The 17,528-nt window shown below is 69.9% G+C and carries 13 protein-coding genes; 9 read left to right on the top strand and 4 right to left on the bottom strand.

Annotation, left to right across the window (positions count from 1 at the left end; genetic code table 11):
- The first annotated feature begins 138 nt into the window (after window positions 1–138).
- The 9 genes from C9I47_RS09985 to C9I47_RS09945 all read left to right on the top strand — a co-directional run bounded on the left by C9I47_RS09985 (window position 139) and on the right by C9I47_RS09945 (window position 12,415).
- Window positions 139–2,304 (top strand): TonB-dependent siderophore receptor, encoded by a 2,166-nt coding sequence (locus C9I47_RS09985; RefSeq protein WP_111266609.1) that lies wholly within the window; start codon window positions 139–141, stop codon window positions 2,302–2,304.
- Between the two features lie 13 nt (window positions 2,305–2,317).
- Window positions 2,318–2,656, top strand: coding sequence for a hypothetical protein (locus C9I47_RS09980; RefSeq protein WP_223250086.1), 339 nt, complete (start codon window positions 2,318–2,320; stop codon window positions 2,654–2,656).
- Between the two features lie 30 nt (window positions 2,657–2,686).
- Entirely contained in the window at window positions 2,687–4,252 is a 1,566-nt protein-coding gene (locus C9I47_RS09975) for a PepSY-associated TM helix domain-containing protein (protein WP_111266608.1), read from the top strand.
- On the top strand, window positions 4,252–4,575 hold the full coding sequence (locus tag C9I47_RS09970) for a DUF3325 domain-containing protein (protein WP_111266607.1): 324 nt from the start codon (window positions 4,252–4,254) through the stop codon (window positions 4,573–4,575). Before C9I47_RS09975 ends, C9I47_RS09970 begins: the two co-directional genes overlap by 1 nt.
- Window positions 4,576–4,720: 145 nt before the next feature.
- Complete coding sequence (locus C9I47_RS09965) at window positions 4,721–7,222, top strand: alpha/beta hydrolase family protein (RefSeq protein WP_223250365.1); 2,502 nt, start codon at window positions 4,721–4,723, stop codon at window positions 7,220–7,222.
- A gap of 17 nt (window positions 7,223–7,239) precedes the next feature.
- Window positions 7,240–8,772, top strand: coding sequence for a M20/M25/M40 family metallo-hydrolase (locus C9I47_RS09960; protein WP_111266605.1), 1,533 nt, complete (start codon window positions 7,240–7,242; stop codon window positions 8,770–8,772).
- A 137-nt stretch (window positions 8,773–8,909) separates the two neighbouring features.
- Complete coding sequence (locus C9I47_RS09955) at window positions 8,910–10,703, top strand: DUF885 domain-containing protein (RefSeq protein WP_111266604.1); 1,794 nt, start codon at window positions 8,910–8,912, stop codon at window positions 10,701–10,703.
- Window positions 10,704–10,856: 153 nt separating this feature from the next.
- A complete protein-coding gene (locus tag C9I47_RS09950; RefSeq protein ID WP_111266603.1) occupies window positions 10,857–11,591 on the top strand; it encodes a CPBP family intramembrane glutamic endopeptidase in 735 nt (244 codons plus the stop codon).
- A gap of 161 nt (window positions 11,592–11,752) precedes the next feature.
- Complete coding sequence (locus C9I47_RS09945) at window positions 11,753–12,415, top strand: hypothetical protein (protein WP_111266602.1); 663 nt, start codon at window positions 11,753–11,755, stop codon at window positions 12,413–12,415.
- A gap of 33 nt (window positions 12,416–12,448) precedes the next feature.
- On the opposite strand, the gene C9I47_RS09940 is transcribed toward C9I47_RS09945, so the two are convergent.
- From C9I47_RS09940 to C9I47_RS09925, 4 genes are all read right to left on the bottom strand, one after another.
- Window positions 12,449–13,468, bottom strand: coding sequence for a hypothetical protein (locus C9I47_RS09940; RefSeq protein WP_111266601.1), 1,020 nt, complete (start codon window positions 13,466–13,468; stop codon window positions 12,449–12,451).
- A 16-nt stretch (window positions 13,469–13,484) separates the two neighbouring features.
- Window positions 13,485–14,846, bottom strand: coding sequence for an SH3 domain-containing protein (locus C9I47_RS09935; protein ID WP_190238469.1), 1,362 nt, complete (start codon window positions 14,844–14,846; stop codon window positions 13,485–13,487).
- A 112-nt stretch (window positions 14,847–14,958) separates the two neighbouring features.
- Window positions 14,959–15,435, bottom strand: coding sequence for a DUF4087 domain-containing protein (locus tag C9I47_RS09930; protein ID WP_111268073.1), 477 nt, complete (start codon window positions 15,433–15,435; stop codon window positions 14,959–14,961).
- Window positions 15,436–15,577: 142 nt separating this feature from the next.
- Window positions 15,578–17,440 carry a DUF7844 domain-containing protein gene (locus C9I47_RS09925; RefSeq protein ID WP_190238656.1) on the bottom strand — a complete coding sequence of 621 codons (1,863 nt, stop codon included), beginning with the start codon at window positions 17,438–17,440 and terminating at the stop codon, window positions 15,578–15,580.
- Window positions 17,441–17,528: the final 88 nt, after the last annotated feature.

Genomic DNA, 17,528 nt, shown 5'->3' with positions numbered 1-17,528 from the left:
CGGGGCGCGGAAATCGATCCGCATTGGGCGTTGATAATGAGAATGCTTCTTGATTACAATTGAGAAATGTTCTCATTGCCGGATCGCGGCAGGCCATTCCCGGCTTGCGGCCGCCGCACTCGCTCCAGGAACGCCCCGATGACCGCCTCCGCTTCGCCCCTGAATCCCTCCATCGCCTTCTCGCGCGTCGGCGCTCGCCGACTGCTGTCGCTGTGCGTTGCCGCGGGGCTGTGGTCGCCGCTCGCGTCGGCGGGAGGCAGCGGTCACAGCGCCGACGCGACCGACCTGGACACGGTGAGGGTGACCGGGCAACGCCTGGACCGCTATGGCATCGATCAGAGCTCGACCGCCACCCGACTGGCGTTGACCCCACGGGAGACGCCGCAGTCGGTCAGCGCGGTCAACCGCGAGCAGATGGACGACTTCGGCCTGACCCGCATCAACGACGTGCTCGGCGCCACCACCGGCGTCACCGTCGAGTCGGTCGAGACCAGTCGCACCTACTACACCTCGCGCGGATTCGACGTCACCAACTTCCAGCGCGACGGGCTGGGTCTGCCATTGCCTTACGGGATCCAGGACGGCGATCTGGACACCGCGCTCTACGAGCGCATCGAGGTGCTGCGCGGCGCCAACGGGCTGATGTCCTCGACCGGCAATCCGTCGGCGACGGTGAACTTCGTGCGCAAGCGTCCCACCGCCGACCTGCGCGGCCAGGCGCAACTCACCATCGGCAGCTGGGACCGGCGGCGCATCGACATCGACGTCTCCGGCCCGCTGGCCGCCGATGGCGGCGTGCGCGGTCGCGCGGTGGCGGCCTGGGAGGAGGGCGACAGTCACCTGGACCGCTACTCGCTGGAGAAGCAGGTCTATTACGGGGTCGTCGAAGCCGACCTCGGCGCGGCCACGACCCTGGCCGCCGGCGCCTCCTACCAGCGCAACAATCCCAACAGCCCGCTGTGGGGCGCGTTGCCGCTGTACTACAGCGACGGCAGCCCGACCGACTACGACGTCTCCACCAGCACCGCCTCGGACTGGTCGTTCTGGGACCAGGAGGACACCCGCGCCTTCGTCGAGCTGGACCAGGCGATCGGTGGCTGGAACCTGCGCGCCTCGCTCAACTACCAGAACACCCGTAGCGACACCGAACTGTTCTATGTCTACGGCACGCCGGACCGCGATACCGGTCTGGGCCTGTTCTCGTACCCGTCCGACTACGATGGCGAGTTCAGCGCGCTGCATGCGGATGTCTATGCGACCGGGCCGATCATGCTGGGCGGTCGCGAGCACGAGGTGGTGATCGGCGGCAACTGGGCCGATGGCGAGAACGAGGAGGTCTCCTGGTACAGCACCGACATCGGCACGCCGCTGCCGCCGCTGCAGGACTGGGGCGGGCGTTATCCCAAGCCTGCGTTCGACGCCTATTCCGACGGTTCGCGGTTCGACTACCGCCGCGACAGCCTCTACGCGACCGTGCGCTGGGACCTGGCCGACGGCTTCAAGCTGATCACCGGCGTCAATCGCGCCCGTGCCCGGACCCGCGGCCACAGTTATGGCGAGGCGACCACGGTCGATGAGACCCGCACCACACCCTTCGCCGGCGCGGTCTGGGACCTGGGCGAGCACTACTCGGCCTATGCCAGCTACGGTGAGATCTTCAACCAGCAGGCCGAGGTCGACGAGAACAACCGCCTGCTCGGCGCCCTGACCGGCAGCAACCGCGAGATCGGGCTGAAGGGCGAGTGGTTCGACGGCGGGCTCAACGCTTCGCTGGCGGTGTTCCGCACGCGCCAGGACAATCTCGCCGAATCGGCCGGCTTCAACACCGACACCGGGCAGACCTACTACCGCGGCATCGATGCCGAATCTCAGGGCTTCGAGATCGACATCGCCGGACGCATCGGCGACCACTGGCAACTGGCCGGTGGCTTCACCCGCCTGCAGATCGACGACGCCGGCGGCCACGCCGCGCGCACCTACGTGCCGCGTGAGCTGCTGCGCCTGTCGGCGACCTGGCAGGTGCCGCAGGTGCAGGGCCTGCGCGTCGGCGCGCGGGTGAACTGGCAGGGCGACATCCATCGCGACACCGCGATCGTCGGCGCCGACGGCCGGCCTGCGCGGATCCGCCAGGATGCCTACGCGCTGCTGGGCCTGATGGCGCGCTACGACTTCGCCCGTCGCTGGAGCGCGACCCTGAACCTGGACAACGTCAGCGACGAGAAGTACATCCCCAGCCTGTACTGGGAGCAGGGCTACTACGGCGCGCCGCGGCACGCATCGCTGACGATCGGCTATCGGTTCTGAGCGGATGTCGACGATGCGCACAGCGACGACATCCGCCGCCGCCGTGGCGCGGCGCGCGCGCCCCGGGGGCTGGCGCTACCGCGGGGCGGTGATCGCGCGGGTGCTGGCGGCGATGGCCGGCGGCTACTACCTGGCGCATGCGACGACCGCCTTCCTGACCCTGGTCCTGCCTTTCGCGCGGGTCGACCGGGTGATCGCCGCCAGCCTGCTTTCGTTCGCGGTCTGGTGCGCGGCCGCGATCCACGCCTTCGCCGCGCGTTCGGCCTGGCGCGCATGGTGGCTGCCGACGCTGGTCGCGACCGTGCTGCTGGGCGTTTCGATGCTGTTCCACGACGCCGCTCGGCGGCCCTGAGCCGGGCACCGGTACAGACGGACGGATACGATGAAGAACTCCTTCGTGCAATCGATGGCCTGGCTGCATACCTGGGCCGGACTGGTGGTCGGCTGGCTGCTGTTCGCGATCTTCGTCGGCGGCACCCTGGCGTGCTTCGACAAGGAACTGGACGACTGGATGCGGCCGGCGCTGCATGGCGTGCAGGCGCCGGAACGCCCCGCCTTCGACGCCGCGCTCGCGCTGTCGCGAGAACGCGCCCCGGAGGCGCATGCGTGGTACGTCACCGCCGGCAACGATCGCGAGCGGGCGATGGAGTCGTATGTCTATTTCGACGACGGCAACCACACCCGTCAGGCGCTCGATCCGCTCAGCGGAGCGCCGGTGCCGGACACCGCCGGTGGCGACTTCTTCTTCACCCTGCACTACAACCTGCACGCCGGTACGGTCGGCATGTACATCGTCGGCCTGGCCGGCATGTTGATGCTGGTGGCCCTGGTCGCCGGTGTGCTGATCCACAAGCGGATCTTCAAGGACTTCTTCACCTTCAGGCCGAAGTCGGGCGGGCAGCGCGCCTGGCTCGACGGCCACAACGTCACCGGCGTGCTCGGATTGCCGTTCCACCTGATGATCGCCTATACCGGAGTCGCGATCTTCGTTGCCAACTACATGTTCGCCGGCGTCAATGCCGCCTACGACGGCGACATCCCGAAGTTCTACGAGGAGGCGGGCGACCTGTACGAGCGCCCGGAGGTCGGCGAGCCCCTGGCCCGCCTGCACTCGGTCGATGCCCTGGTCGAGGATGCGCAGCGCCGCCTCGGGGCGCCGGTCACCTGGGCCAGCGTGCATCATCCCGACGACGCCAGCGCGACCATCTCCTTCGGCGGCGACCACAGCCGCGCGGTGGCCTGGAACCTGCGACAGGTCTTCTACGACGCCACCGACGGCCGCTTCCTGCACCAGACCGGCGCGCCGGGCGGTGGATACGCCAGCTACAGCTATCTGGGGGGCATGCACATGGCGCAGTTCGGCGGCGCCGCGCTGCGCTGGCTGTATTTCCTGATGGGCGTGGCCGGCTGCGTGATGATCGCCAGCGGCATGCAGGTCTGGGTCAACAAACGCGCCAGGCGGGTGGCGGCGGCCGGCGTGTTGTCCGGCTACGGACTGGTGCGCGGACTCAACGTCGGTGTGGTCGCCGGGATGCCGCTGGCCTGCGTGTCGATGCTGTTGGCCAATCGGCTGTTGCCGGCCGACCTCGGCGATCGCGCCGCCGCCGAGATCGCGGTGTTCTGCGCGGTGTGGGTGCTGGCGGCGGTGTGGGGCACCTGGCGCGACCGCCTCGGACGCGGCTGGCGCGACCTGTTCGCGGCCACCGCGGCGGCCCTGCTGGCGGTGCCGCTGGTCAACGCGGCCGCGACTCCGGACAGTCAGTTGCTGGCGACCCTGGGGCGCGGCGAGTACGCGTTGGCCGCGGTCGACCTGGGCGCACTCGCGTTCGCGATCGGCTATGCCGCGCTGGCCTGGCGACAGACCCGGTCGCAACCGTCGGGCCTGGCGGCGCGGCCGCAGCGGTCGGAGCGCGAACAGGCCGCCTCCGCGGCCGTGGAGGCGGGTTGATGTTCGGCGTCGTGCTGGCGCTGTCGATCGGCGCGTGGATGCTGTTGGCCCTGGGGCTGCCCAGGCATCGTCAGGCGGTGTTCGGAGCGGCGGCGAGCGACCGCGGCGGGCACCTGCTGCGAGTGGCCGGCTGGAGCCTGTTGCCGCTGGCCTTCGCGATCGCGGTCGAAGATCGCGGTTGGGGACAGGGGCCGATCTTCTGGGCCGCGGCGTTGGTGATCGCGGCCCTGGCCTGGGTGCTGTTGATGGCGCTGTGGCCGCGACGCAGCGGGTGTCTGGCGACCGCCCTGGCGCTGTTGTCGGCGGGAGCCGGGCTGGCCTGAGCGGCGCCGTCTTGGAGCGCCCCCGGTCCGGCGCTACCCTCGCAGGGGTTACGGACTGCCGTGGACCAGGGGGAACGCAATGCAGCATCGGATCGAAGGCGGGCGGCGTGATGCCCTGTGCAGAGGCGTGAATGGCGTGGCCGCAATGCTGGCGATGCTGTGCCTGCTGGCGGTGGCCGATGCCGCCGCCGCGATGCGCAGGATCGATCCCGGCGAGGACCCCGGACTGAAGCCCGACGAGGGGCTGGTGGTGCTCGCGGTCGATGCCAACGCGCAGATCAGCAGTATCCGTGTCGACCACGCCGGCGGTGGCAACGCCGAAGTGCTGAACTACCTGGGGCAGGGGCGCACGCTGGGCCTGTATGCGGCGGCCGCGGGCGAGTACGAATGGGCGCGCATCAATGTCACCGGCTGGAACGTACGCACCCGTTTCGATCTCAAGGGCGAGAACTACCGCTTCGAGGTGATCGCCGGACAGATCAGCTATCCCGGCGAACTGGTGATGCGACCGCTGGGCTGGACCTCGGCCAGGATCCATGTCGCCAACCACGGCCTGCCGGCGATCGACTGGCTGGAACGCAATCATCCCGGTCCCTATCGGCAGTACCGGTTCGCCTATGCCGGCCACTATCCGGACCCGTTCCCCGAGTTCTACCGGGCCGCCAGGGCCGACGACGAGCGTCCGCCGGCGGAGCTGGACAGCGGCCGCGAGCCGCCCAAGCCGGCGTCGTTGCCGGTCGACGCGGAAACCATGTGGCGCCCTGGCCGTATCGGCGACTATTCGCTGAGTCCGTCGGGACGGTTGTTTGCCGAGGCGGTGCGCGACGACGACGGCGACTGGAGCCTGCGCCTGCTCGACCTGCAGACCGGCGGCGAGCAGACCCTGCTGACCCGGCGCCGCGCCCCCGGCATGGTGGTGTGGAAGGACGACTTCACCCTGGTGGTGGAGGAGCCCGGCAACAGCTACAGCCATGTCGTCTATCGGGTCGCCCTCGGCGGCGCGGACGGCGCGCACCGGGTCCAGCGGGTTCCGATCATCGGCAAGGGCCGGGTGGTCGACCTGTTGCCGGACGATCCCGAGGCGATCCTGTTCGAGGGCTACGACAGCCATCGGCAACTGGCGGTGCACCGGGTGGTGTTGCGCGGCGATCGCGACATTCGCGGATTCGCCACCGCCAAGACCCGCGACCGCCTCAACAAGGGCGTGGAGCGCGACATCGCGTGGTTCGCCGACGGCCATGGCCGGCTGCGCGCCGCGGTCGCCCTGCGCGACGAGGAGGCGGTGCTGCTGTACGGTCGCGACGGGGTCTACGAGGAAGTCCTGCGGCCGCGGCCGGAAGGCGGCTTCGAGCCGGCCGGGCTGTCGTTCGACGGTGCGACCATCTACGGCTTCAGCGACGAGGGGCGTCCCCAGCGCGAGCTGGTCGCATTCGATCCGGTCCGGCGGCAGGTGGTCCGCACGCTGTTTTCCAAGGAGGGCATCGACATCGTCGGCCTGGTGGTGGACGAGCGGCGCGAGCCGGTCGCCGCGCGCTACTACCTGTCCGGGCAACTGGTGACCGAGTACTTCGCCGAGTCCGGCCAGGCGCTGGAGCGGCAGTTGCGGGAGGCTTTCCCCGGCCAGACCGTCGCCGTGGTCGACCGCAGCGACGACGGCCGCCAGCTGATCCTGTGGGTCGACGGCAGCGACCGCCCGGCGCGGCTCTATCACCTCGATGTCGCCGCCGGGCGCGCCGCCCTGCTGGAGGAGAGCGCGCCCTGGCTGGACGGCCTGGCGTTCGCGCCGACCCGGGTCCTCCGCGTGGACAGCACGGACGGCCTGCCGGTCGAGGCCTTCCTGACCCTGCCGGCCGGCGCCGGCGACAAGCCGCTGGTGGTGTTCCCGCACGGCGGCCCCATCGGCGTCAGCGACCGCCGTCATTTCGATCGCGAGGTGCAGTTCCTGGCCTTGCAGGGCTTCGCGGTGCTGCAGGTCAACTTCCGCGGCTCGGAGGGCTACGGGCGGGCGTTCCGCGAAGCCGGCATGGGCAGCTACGGCACCCGCATCGAGGACGACATCGAGGCGGCCCTGCAGGCGGCGCTGGCCGCGCATCCGGTCGATGGCAAGCGCGTGTGCATGCTCGGCAGCAGCTATGGCGGCTACTCGGCGCTGATTTCGGCGATCCGCTGGCCGGACCGGTTCCGTTGCGCGGTCTCGATCTCCGGCGTCAGCGATCGGCCGCTGTTCTTCACCGCCAGCGACAGCGTCCGCGACGCGTCGCTGCGACCGCTGATGGAGCGGATGATGGGCGACCCGCGGACCCAGCTGGAGCAGATGAAGGCGGCCTCGCCGCTGTACCGCGTGGACGAACTGAGGGTGCCGTTGATGCTGGTGCACGGACGCGAGGACGACCGTGTCGACTTCGAGCACACCCGGCGCCTGGTCCGCATGTTGAACCTGCGCGGACGGCCGCCGGTGGTGCTGGCCTTTCCGCGCATGGGTCACGGTTTCACGGATCCGGTCGCCATCGACATCGCCTGGACCGGGATCGCCGGCTTCCTGCAGCAGCACCTGGGACCGGCGACCGCGGCGGCCGGGGCCGGTGGAGGGCGTGACGATATGGCTACGGACGCCGGCGCCGGCGAGGGTAGTATCGGGAAACCTTGAACCGGGAGAGGATATCGATGGAAGCGTCCTGCGCCGTACACGGAAACGTATCGCCCCGCTCGCGCCGCACGCGCCTGCGGGTTCTCGCAGCGGCCATCCTGGCCCTGGCCAGCGCGGGAAGCTGGGCGGCGACGCCGGACATCGAGGCGATCCAGGCCAAGGTGGCCGAACAGCACGAAACCTCGGTGAAGCGCCTGCAGGACTGGATCGCGCTGCCGTCGATCGCCGCCGAGGACCTGAACTCGCGCGTCGGCGCGCAGTACATGGCCGACATGGCGCGCGAAGCAGGCTTCGGGCAGGTCGAGATCATCGAGACCGATGGCAAGCCCGGCGTGTTCGCGGTGCTCGACGCGGGCGCGCCGACCACCGTCGGCGTCTACTTCATGTACGACGTCAAACAGTTCGACCCGGCCGAATGGAGCTCGCCGCCGCTGGAGGCGAAGCTGATCGAGCGCCCGGGCGTCGGCACGGTGATGATGGGCCGTGGCGCGGTCAACCAGAAGGGCCCGCAGTCGGCGATGCTGGCCGCGCTGCACGCGATCCGCGATGCCGGCCAGCCGATGCCGGTCAATCTGGTCCTGGTCGCCGAGGGCGAGGAGGAGATCGGCTCGCCGCACATCGGCCAGTTCGTCCACCATCCGAAGGTGCGGGCCGCGTTGGCCGACAGCATCGGCGTGTTCATGCCGATGGCCCTGCAGGGCCTGGACGGGGAGGTCACCGTCAGCCTCGGCGCCAAGGGCGTGGTCGAGCTGGAGCTGGTCGCCAGCGGCGAGAAGTGGGGACGCGGACCGGCGAAGGACATCCATTCCTCGCTCAAGGCGATGGTCGACAGTCCCGCCTGGCGTCTGGTCAAGGCGCTGGACACCCTGGTTTCCGACGACGGCAACACGATCACCATCGACGGCTATCCGACCGCGCCGCCGCTGAGCGAGGCGCATCGCCGGATGATCGCCGCGGCGACTTCGCGGCGCGACGAGGCGGACATGAAGAAGCTGTTCGGCGTGCCGCACTGGATCGACGACCTGCCGTGGCAGCAGGCCAACGAGCGCCTGGTCTCGCAGCCGACCGTCAACATCCAGGGCCTGGTGGGCGGTTATACCGGTCCCGGCGGCAAGACCGTGCTGCCGCATCGCGCCGCGGCCAAGATCGACCTGCGACTGGTGCCGGGCATGACCCGGGACGCCGCGGTCGCGGCGCTGAAGTCGCACCTGGCCGCGCGCGGCTACGGCGACATCGAGGTCAACGTCACCGGCGGCTACGACCCGACCAGCACCGATGCCGATGCCCGGCTGATCCAGGCCCAGTTGTCGGTGCTGCGCGACAACGGACTCGATCCGCTGCTGTGGCCGCGCGGCGCCGGCTCCTATCCCGGCTTCGTGTTCACCGATCCGCCGCTGAGCCTGCCGGCCGGCCATTTCGGCCTGGGGCACGGCAGCGGCGCGCATGCGCCCGACGAGTATTTCCTGATCGAGTCCGCGAACCCCAGGGTTGCCGGCTACGACGGCGCGGTGATGTCCTACGTCGAGTATCTCTACGAACTGGCCCGCTGAGGGGCTTCCACGCCCGCCTCGCGCGACGGCGATGGCCGCTCGCGACTGGGGCGGGATTGGCTCTGGCGGGCGCCCCTCATGCGCGCCAGTCTCGATGCCGCCCGCATGCAACGAAAAGGAGAATCGCCTTGCAGGACATGATCCCCCGCCGTCTCCCTTCCGCCCGTCGCCGTGTTCCGGCATTGCGGGCGCTGACCTGTGCCTGCTCGCTGGCGTTCGCGTTGCCGGTCGCGGCGGCCGGGGGCGTCGATGCACGGATGAGCGAGCTCGCCGCACGCGCGGTCGCGCTCGGCCTGGAGGAGCAGCCGCTGGCCGGCTACGTGCTCGGCTTGCCGCTGCCCGACCATGCGCACTGGTCGCCGCGGGCGCCGCAGGACATCGCCCGCATCGACGCCGCCGAGGACGCGCTCCAGGCCGGGTTGGACGCGATCGATCCCGATGCCCTGGGCAGTGCGGCGCTGAAGCTCGACCACGCCCTGCTCAGCGAGCGCCTGCAATCGCAGAAGGCGCTGCGCGTGTGCCGCTTCGAGTTGTGGGACGTGAACCACATGAGCGGGTGGCCGGTGATGCTGGCCCGCTACGCGCGCTTCCAGCCGGTTTCGACCGCGGCCGAGCGCGAGCAGGCGCTGCAGCGGTGGTCGGCGCTGCCGGCCTTCGTCGATCAGGAGATCGCCAACCTGCGCGAAGGCCTGAAGCAGGGCTACTCGGCGCCGCGCAGCGTGGTCGACCGGGTGATCGGGCAGGTCGACGGTCTGGCCAGCGCCCGCGTGGCCGACTCGCCGCTGGCCGGGCCCGCCACCCGCAGTGAGGACGCGGCGTTCAAGAGCGCGTTCGAGGAGGTGATCGGCGACAAGGTCAATCCGGCGCTGGCCCGGTATCGCGACTTCCTGCGCGAGGAGTACCGGGCGCAGGCGCGCACCGCGCTCGGGGTCTCGGCCAATCCGCAGGGCGAGGCCTGCTACGACGCTTCGCTGCGCAGCTACACCACGCTGGAGCGCAGCGCCCGCGAGGTCCACGACCTGGGCGCGAAGGCGGTCGCCGCCAACGTGGCCGAGATCTCCGCGATGGGCGAGAAGCTGTATGGCAACGGCGATTTTTCCGAGATCCTCACCCGGATACGCGAGGCGCCGGACAACCAGTTCGCCAGCGAGGCCGAACTGATCGACTATTCGCGGACGGTGGTCGAGCAGTCGCGCAAGGCCAGCGAGAAGCTGTTCCTGGCCCTGCCCGAGCAGGAAATGAAGGTCGAGCCGTTCCCCGATTTCATGCGCGGCTCCGGCGCCAGCGCGCACTACGAACCGGCGGCCGATCCGACCCGGCCGGCCTATTACCGCATCGACAGCGAGGGCTGGGCCAACGAGACCCGCGGCGGCGCCGAGATCACCGCGGTGCACGAGGGTTTCCCGGGCCATCACATGCAACTGGCGTTCGCCTTCACCCAGGACAAGACGCCGTTGGCACAGCTGAGCTTCAACTCGGCCTACGCCGAAGGCTGGGGCCGCTATGCCGAGCGCCTGGCCGAGGAGGCCGGGATCTACAGCAACGACTACGCGAAGGTCCAGCGCCGCGCCTGGCCGGCGCGCGGCATGGTCGCCGACACCGGTCTGCACGTGCTGGGCTGGAGCCGCGAGAAGACCGTCGAATACCTGAAGGAAACCGGCCGTTTCGGTCCCGCGGAGACCGAGGCGCTGGCCGATCGGATGGCGATGCTGCCGGGACAGCTGACCGCCTACGACTCCGGCGCGCTCGAGATCGTGGCGCTGCGCGAGGAGGCCGAGGCGGCGCTGGGCGAGCGCTTCGAGCTGCGCCGGTTCCACGACGAGGTGCTGCGCCACGGCAACGTGCCGATGTCGGTGCTGCGCGCCAATATCGAAGGCTGGATCGCGGAAACCGCAGCCGCGGGCACGACGCGCAGCGCGCCGGACACCTGATTGCCCCGGGGCCTGCCCGCATGCGCGCAGCGTGCGGGCAGGCCTGACCTGTCGTCGGGGCCGGTGGCGTTGTCGTGAATGGGGCGCCGGCGGCGGCCTGCGGAGCGGCCGCGGCCGCTCGCGAACATCGAGCGTCGATTCGGGAGAGGGGTCATGTCCGATCATTCCGGCAAGGATCTTCCGTTCTACGACGGCAGGCCGGTGGCGATCGGCGCGTCGGGCTGGCTGCTGGTGATGGTCGGCGTGGCATTTGGGTTTGCGGTGCTGATCGCGCCGCTGCCGCCGTTCTCCAGCGCTGTCGGTCAGTTCGTTCCGGCGATCGCGTTCTTCGCGATTCCGCTGGCGGCGCTCGCGATCGTCGCCCGCGGGCACTGGACCGTGTTGTTCGGCAAGGTGGGCGGCCGCGAGATTGCCTGGATGTTCGCCTTCGCCGGCCTGAACCTGGTGGTGTCGCTGGCGGTGGGGGCGCTGGTCAGCCGCATGTTCGGGGCGGCGGCCAATCCGGCGTTCGGAGCGCTGGCGGAGCAGGCCGGAGGAGATCGTCTGCTGTTCTTCCTCAAGACCCTGCCGCAGCTGTTCGGCGAGGAGCTGGTGACGATCCTGCCGCTGCTGGCGCTGGCCTGGTGGTTCCATTCGGTGCTTAAGCTGGGCCGGACCGCGGCGATCGCATTGTCCTGGTTGCTGTCCGCGCTGTTGTTCGGCGCCATGCACCTGCCGACCTACGACTGGAACTTCGTGCAGTGCTTCGTGGTCATCGGCGCGGCCCGGCTGGTGCTGAGCCTGGCCTATCTGAAGACCGGCAACATCTGGGTCTCGACCGGCGCGCATGTGATCAACGACTGGGTGTTGTTCGGCGCGGCGCTGCTGCTTGGGGGACTGGCCCGCTAGGCGCTTGGCGTGGCCCGATTGGAATGAGGCCGGTGGAGGCGGGGTGGGGCGACGCAGGCCTGGTTGACGGGTGCTTGACGCGGGCTTTCTCCGGGTGGACGCATACTCGGCAGGTTGCCGGTCCCTCCGGCCGGCCGGGCCTGATCCCGGGAGGTGTTCCGATGCGGTATCCGATACTGGCGACGGTGGTCGCCGCGATCTTGGCGGGCTGCAGCGCCCCGCAATCCGAAACCGGCCAGGCCGCGTCGGCCGACGGCGAGCGATCGGCCATGGAGGCGGCCACGGAAACGGCTGCTCCGGAGCGGACCGCCGCGGGCGATGCCGCGGATGCATCGCCGCAGGCGCAGGGCTTTGCCCAACACTACGAACTGCAGGGCATCGCATTCGACGTCCGCGCCGGTGGCGGCACCCTGACCGTCACCCCGCGTGGGTTGGAAGCGAGCAACGAAGCGATGGTCACCGAGATCGAAGGCACGGTAAGCGCCGCCGAGGTGGCCGACGTCAACGCCGACGGCTCGCCGGAGATCTACGTGTTCGTGCAACCGCCGGGCGGGAAGGCGACGGCGCGACTGGTCGCGTACTCGACCAACAACCTCAAGAGCATGAGCGAGATCTACCTGGCGCCCTTGTCCGAGGATGCCGAGAACGGGCCGGCCTTCGGTGGCGGCAACGAGTTCGCGGTGATCGAGAACTTCATCGGCCAGCGCTTTCCGGTGATCGGCGACGACGGCAAGCCGACCGGAAAGACCCGCCAGCTGCTGTATCGCCTGGAGCCTGGCGAGGCCGGTTGGGTGCTGGTGCTGGACCAGGTCCAGGAATACTGAAACCGGCAGCGGCCATGGCGGTCGCCGTCGGGCTCAGCCGCCGCTGCGGATGACTTCCAGCTCTTCGTTGAAGCGCTGGTACAGGCGGTAGTCGTTTTCGCTGAGCTTGAATCGCTGCAGCGATTCGGCCGCGTAGTGGCGGATCTCCCACAGTTCGTCGGGGTTGGACATCATCTGCAGCAGTTGCCGGCGCAGGCCGTCGTCCACCACCTGGCTGTTGCGGATCGCCATTGCCGCGCTGATGCGTTCGTCGATGTGGCGGTCGGCCGCGAGCGCGTCGATCAACGGTCGCAGGTCGCCGGCGTCCTTGGCCAGGGCGCCGAGCTTGAACAGGCTTTCCGAACGCACGCCGATGTCCGGGTGGGTGGAGGCCAGCGCGCCAAGCCGGGCGATGGTGCCGTTGGCCTCGCTGGCCGGCAGCGGGATGTCCGGCAGTGCGTGGATCGCCGAGCGCAGCACCTCCGGATCGCGGTTGGGATCGGCCAGCAGTTGCCGGGTCAGGTCGTAGGTGTCCTGACCGGCGATGCCCAGTCGCGACAGCAGGTCCAGGCCGACCGCCTGCATCTGGCTGTCGTCGGAAATCGCCATCTCAAGGCCCAGCTGCTCCACCGCCGGGGCGCGCACCTCGCCGAGTATCGACAGCAGGTGCTCGGCGGTCGCCGAGGTCGGATCCAGCCGCAGCGCATCGATCAATCCGCGCAGGGCCTGGTCGTCGCCCTCGGCGTTGTCCAGCAGCGCCTGCTTGAGTTCCAGCAGCTCGGTCTGCTGCTCGGCGCTCAGCTGCGGGCTCTCGGCCAGACGGCGCAGCTCCGCGACCGAGGCTACGCTGTCGCGATAGGGCGCGGTCTCGGCGGCGGGGTCGTGACTGGCCTCGCCCGCTATCGGCGCCGGCGAGGCCGCCGCGGCACCGGCGACGGCGGCACTGCCTGCCGCCGCCGGGGACACCGCGGGCTCGCCGTGCCCGCGGACCAAGAAGATGCCGATCGCGACCGCCGCGACCGCGCCGATACCGCACAGCACGAGTGTTTTCTGCTTCATCGCGTTCTGCTTCATCGCGGCATCCGGGCAATCACAGCTTCTGGGTCGAGCGTTCCATGATGTCCTGGAACTTGGTCGCGTAGCCGGCCAGCAGGCTGGCGCGGTCGGTGCCGTTCACCACCCGGCGCGCGTTGTAGTAGTCGGTGTGTCCGGCGTAGACGTAGTCGCCCAGCTTGCGGCCGGTGAAGCTGCCGTAGTGCATGCCGTAGGACATCACCGTGTAGGCGACGTTCGGCCACAGCGCGCGTTCGGGGTAGGTCACCAGGTCCTGGCCGGTGATCGGCGACATCTTCCGGTAGTTGTACAGATGGGTGAGCTGGACGTAGCCGCGTCCCTTGTAGCGGCAGCCGCCGTCGTAGTTCACGCAGTGGGTGTTGCTGTACTCGGTGATCGGCTGGTAGGTGTTGGCCACCTCGTGCTTGGTGGTCGCCCACATGTAGGCGATCTGGCGCATCCACACGGTCTGGTTGGCGATCGCCGGACGGGTGTCCTTCTCGATGTTGTTGAGCAGGTAGTTGATGCCGTCGACCTGGCTCTGGTTGAGCGAGCCGAAGTGGTAGCGCAGGCGGCTGAAGAACGCGTCGCGGTTGATCCGGTAGCCGCTGGCGGTGGTGGACGGGTTGTAGGTGATGGTGTCGGAGGTGACGTTGGACAGGCGACCGGCGCTGTTCTTGAGCTGCATGTAGACGCGCTTGGAGCCGCCGCCGCTGGACAGGGTGAAGTCGACCGTGGTGCCGGAATAGCTCTTCCAGCTGGCGCCGGAGAATGTCGAGCTGTGGCTGATCCGGTAGTGGGTCGGGGTCGAGGTGTTGTATCCGAACTTGACCCTGACATAGCGGCTGGTGGTCGAGGCGGCGCCGCCGTTGATGGTGACCCCGCTCAGGCCGATCGACGGCGCGGTGCCGTTCTGGTCGAGGTAGCTGCCGTGCATCCAGCGCGCCTGGCTGGCGTACCAGACCTTGCGCCAGCTGCCGGAACTGCCGATCACCGACCACGTCGAGCCGGAGGGGGCTGTGCCGACGATGCCGTAGCCGGTGCCGGGACCGGAGCGCACGTTGAGGGTCGAGGCGGTGACCTTGCCGCAGCTGACGTTGACCGCCTGGGTGTAGGAGCTGGCATGGATCCAGCGCGCGTAGTTGTTGAACCAGATCTTTTTCCAGGCGCCGGAGGTGCTGCCGGTGGTGATGTAGGTCTCGCCGGAATTGACGGTGCCGACGACGGCATAGCCGGTGCCGGCGCCGGAGCGCACATTGAGGGCCGAGGCGGTGACCTTCAGGCCCGCGCAGGTGCCGGCGACGGCCGGGACGGAGGCGGCGAGCAGGATGGCCAGGGCGGCGCCGGAAAGCAGTACCCGCCTTGCGGTCGCGGGCGTGGGGTGCAGTGGCTTGATCATCAGTGCTAGTCCTTCAGGGGCTGATGGGGCAGGGGCTGATGGGGCAGGGGTTGATGGGGTGATTGAAGCGGGTGGCGAAGCCGGGGCCGCGCGGCCGATGGCGAGCGGGCGGTCAGAAGCGGGGTTCCTCCAGGGCGGGGTCGGCGCGGCAGCGCGACAGCGGCAGCGCGCGGGCATCGTCGATGCGCAGGACATGGCCGTTGTCGGCATCGGCGCGCACCGACATGCAGGCGCAGCCATAGCCGTAGCTGGAACCGTTGGTCACGATCCACTGGTCGTCGCCGAAGGCCGGCCAGTCGCCGTCGGCCTGGTGGCCGCCCTGGGTGCCGACGATCCAGGTGCGGTCGCGGTCGCTCAGCCAGGCATTGCCGGGAGTCGGATTCTCGAACCAGCCGCAGCGGGTCGCGGACGATGCGGTCGCGTCGGAGGTCTCGCCGCCGTTGGCTGGCGGGGAGGTGGTGGGCGAGGCAGATGCAGGCGCCGGTTGCGACACGGGTTGTGGCGCGCCGGACTCGCCTTCCGCCGGCGCGCTGCAGGCCGTGCTGGCGATCAGTGCGCCCAGCACAAGGGCGACGGGCTTCCTGCGCATGATCATGGCTCCCTCCGTCCCGGCATGCCGGCCGTCCCGCACGGCGGCCGGTTGCCATTCTGAGCGCCGATTGTTGCAGGCGGGGCAGGTCGCGACGGTGATCGGGGTTGCAGAATGGCGCCCGATCGTGCCGGCGCCCTTCTCAGGGGATCGCGGGAATCTCCAGCGGTCGCGGCCGGTCCCCGTCCGACTGCCCATCGGCACGCTCCGCACCGGCACGCTCCGGATTGGCATGAAGCTGGCGCAGGCGCCGGCCCAGGGTGTCGACGTTGGCCTGGATACCGTCCAGCGTCTCCCGCCGCGCCGCCGGCAGCCAGCGGCGGGCGGCGGCGACCAGAGTCTCGCGTTGTCGCCACCAGCGTGCGGCATGTCCGTTGCCGACCGCTTCGATGGCGCTGCGCTCGTCGGCCTGGGGCAGGCCATAGCCGGTGTCCGGCAGCAGCGCGGCCGGCCGGCTGAGATGGCCTTCGGACTGCAGCATCTGTTCCAGCATCGCCCGGGCGTCGCCGCTGCCCGGGCCGCTGTTCGACAGGGGGGCGGAGCCATCGTCCGGGCCGGGACCGGCATGCGGTTTGGCCGGCGTCCGCGCCAGCAGTTGCCGCTTGAGATCCTCGCGTGCGCGCAGTTCCTCGCGGCGCAGCGCGGCCTGTTCGAGCAGCAGCAACGCCGCGCTGGTGCGCAGGTCGGCCGAATCCAGCCAGCGGGCCCGCTCGCTGGCGGGCGCGTCCAGCCAGGCCTCTACCGTGGATTGCGGCAATGGCAGCGCGCGGCGGGCGATCTCGAACATCGCCTGGTAGTGCGAGCTGAGCGCCTCGAAGCGGTAGCCGAGCCGGACCGCCCGCTCGGGATCGTCGAACATGCTGTCGTCGGCGACCCCGGTCTCGCGCAGCCGGCGCAACAGGCCGGTCGGAGTGATGCTCGCCAGCGACTTGCCGGCGAGCCGGGGCACGCCGTCGTGGAGCAGTTTGAAGGTCTCGGTCGCGCAATTGTTGGACAGGAAGTAGTAGCGGCCGTCGTAACTCCAGTGCAGACGGGCGGCGCGTTCGAGCAGGCCGGCGATCTCGTCCCGCTGCAGTCGCAGCGGTGTCGACCGAAGGCCACGCAGTTCGGTGCGGGTGTACTCGTCGATCACCTGCTCCAGCGGCAGCACGAACAGGCGCGAGGGATACGAGCCGGTCAGGCCGCGCCACCCTGAAACCTGCACGTCGTCGACGAAGGCGCGGAACGACAGCACCCGGTGGTGCTGCAGGTCCAGTCCGCAGTCGGGCCCGCGCGGACGTCCGGGCGCGCAGATCACCAGCCGCAGCATGCTGTGGCCCCAGCGACTCATCATCTGCTGGTTCGGTTCGGCGAGCAGGTAGTCGATCCGGTAGACCCGGTCGACGTCGATCCGCTGCAGCGGCGAGGCTTCGGCGCCGTCCGGCGTGCTCATGAACGCGAATCCTGGCGCACAGTCGACCGGCGTCGTCTCCACCTCCAGCTGCGAGGCGAAGTAGCGGTGCAGGGCGGGGCGGCGACAGGCGTATTCGGGGTCGAGCAGGAAGTACTCGAGGTTGACCGCGACGAACTCGGCCGGGTCCTCCAGTTCATAGAGGTCGGGACTGCGGTCGCTGAACGCGTTGCGGCCACTGCGCAGGCCCAGGCGCAGGGTGCCGACCTGCCACCCGGCCAGGTCGAGCAGGCGCGGGTCGCGCGACAGTCCGCCGTCGGGAGAGCGGTCGTAGACGTGGGCCAGCTCGTGGATCAGGGTCGCCAGCGCCGCCCGTCGCGCCGGCCCGCTCCCGTCGGCGGCCACCCAGTCGTCCAGCAGGTCGCGGTCGAGCCAGAGTCTGCGCCCGCGCACGCGTCCGTGGACGTGTTCGGGCAGATCGTCGCGCCATCCCAGCTCGATGCGCGGATCCAGCGCCTGCCGCCACTTCGGGGGCAAGGCCGTCCATGCCGCCGAGACCAGTTCGGTGGTGGCGCCGGTTTCCTCGGCGCCGAGCGTGCTCGTCGGTATCCGCATTGGCGGCGACGCAGCCGCCAGCGGGGCGAGGATCAACAAGGCCAGTCCCGCCAGCCGCGGGACCGGCGCCGGCGGCCAGGGCCGGCGG

Source organism: Marilutibacter maris (genome assembly GCF_003233695.1).
Taxonomy (GTDB): domain Bacteria; phylum Pseudomonadota; class Gammaproteobacteria; order Xanthomonadales; family Xanthomonadaceae; genus Marilutibacter; species Marilutibacter maris.
This window is presented reverse-complemented; position numbering and strand designations above follow the sequence as displayed.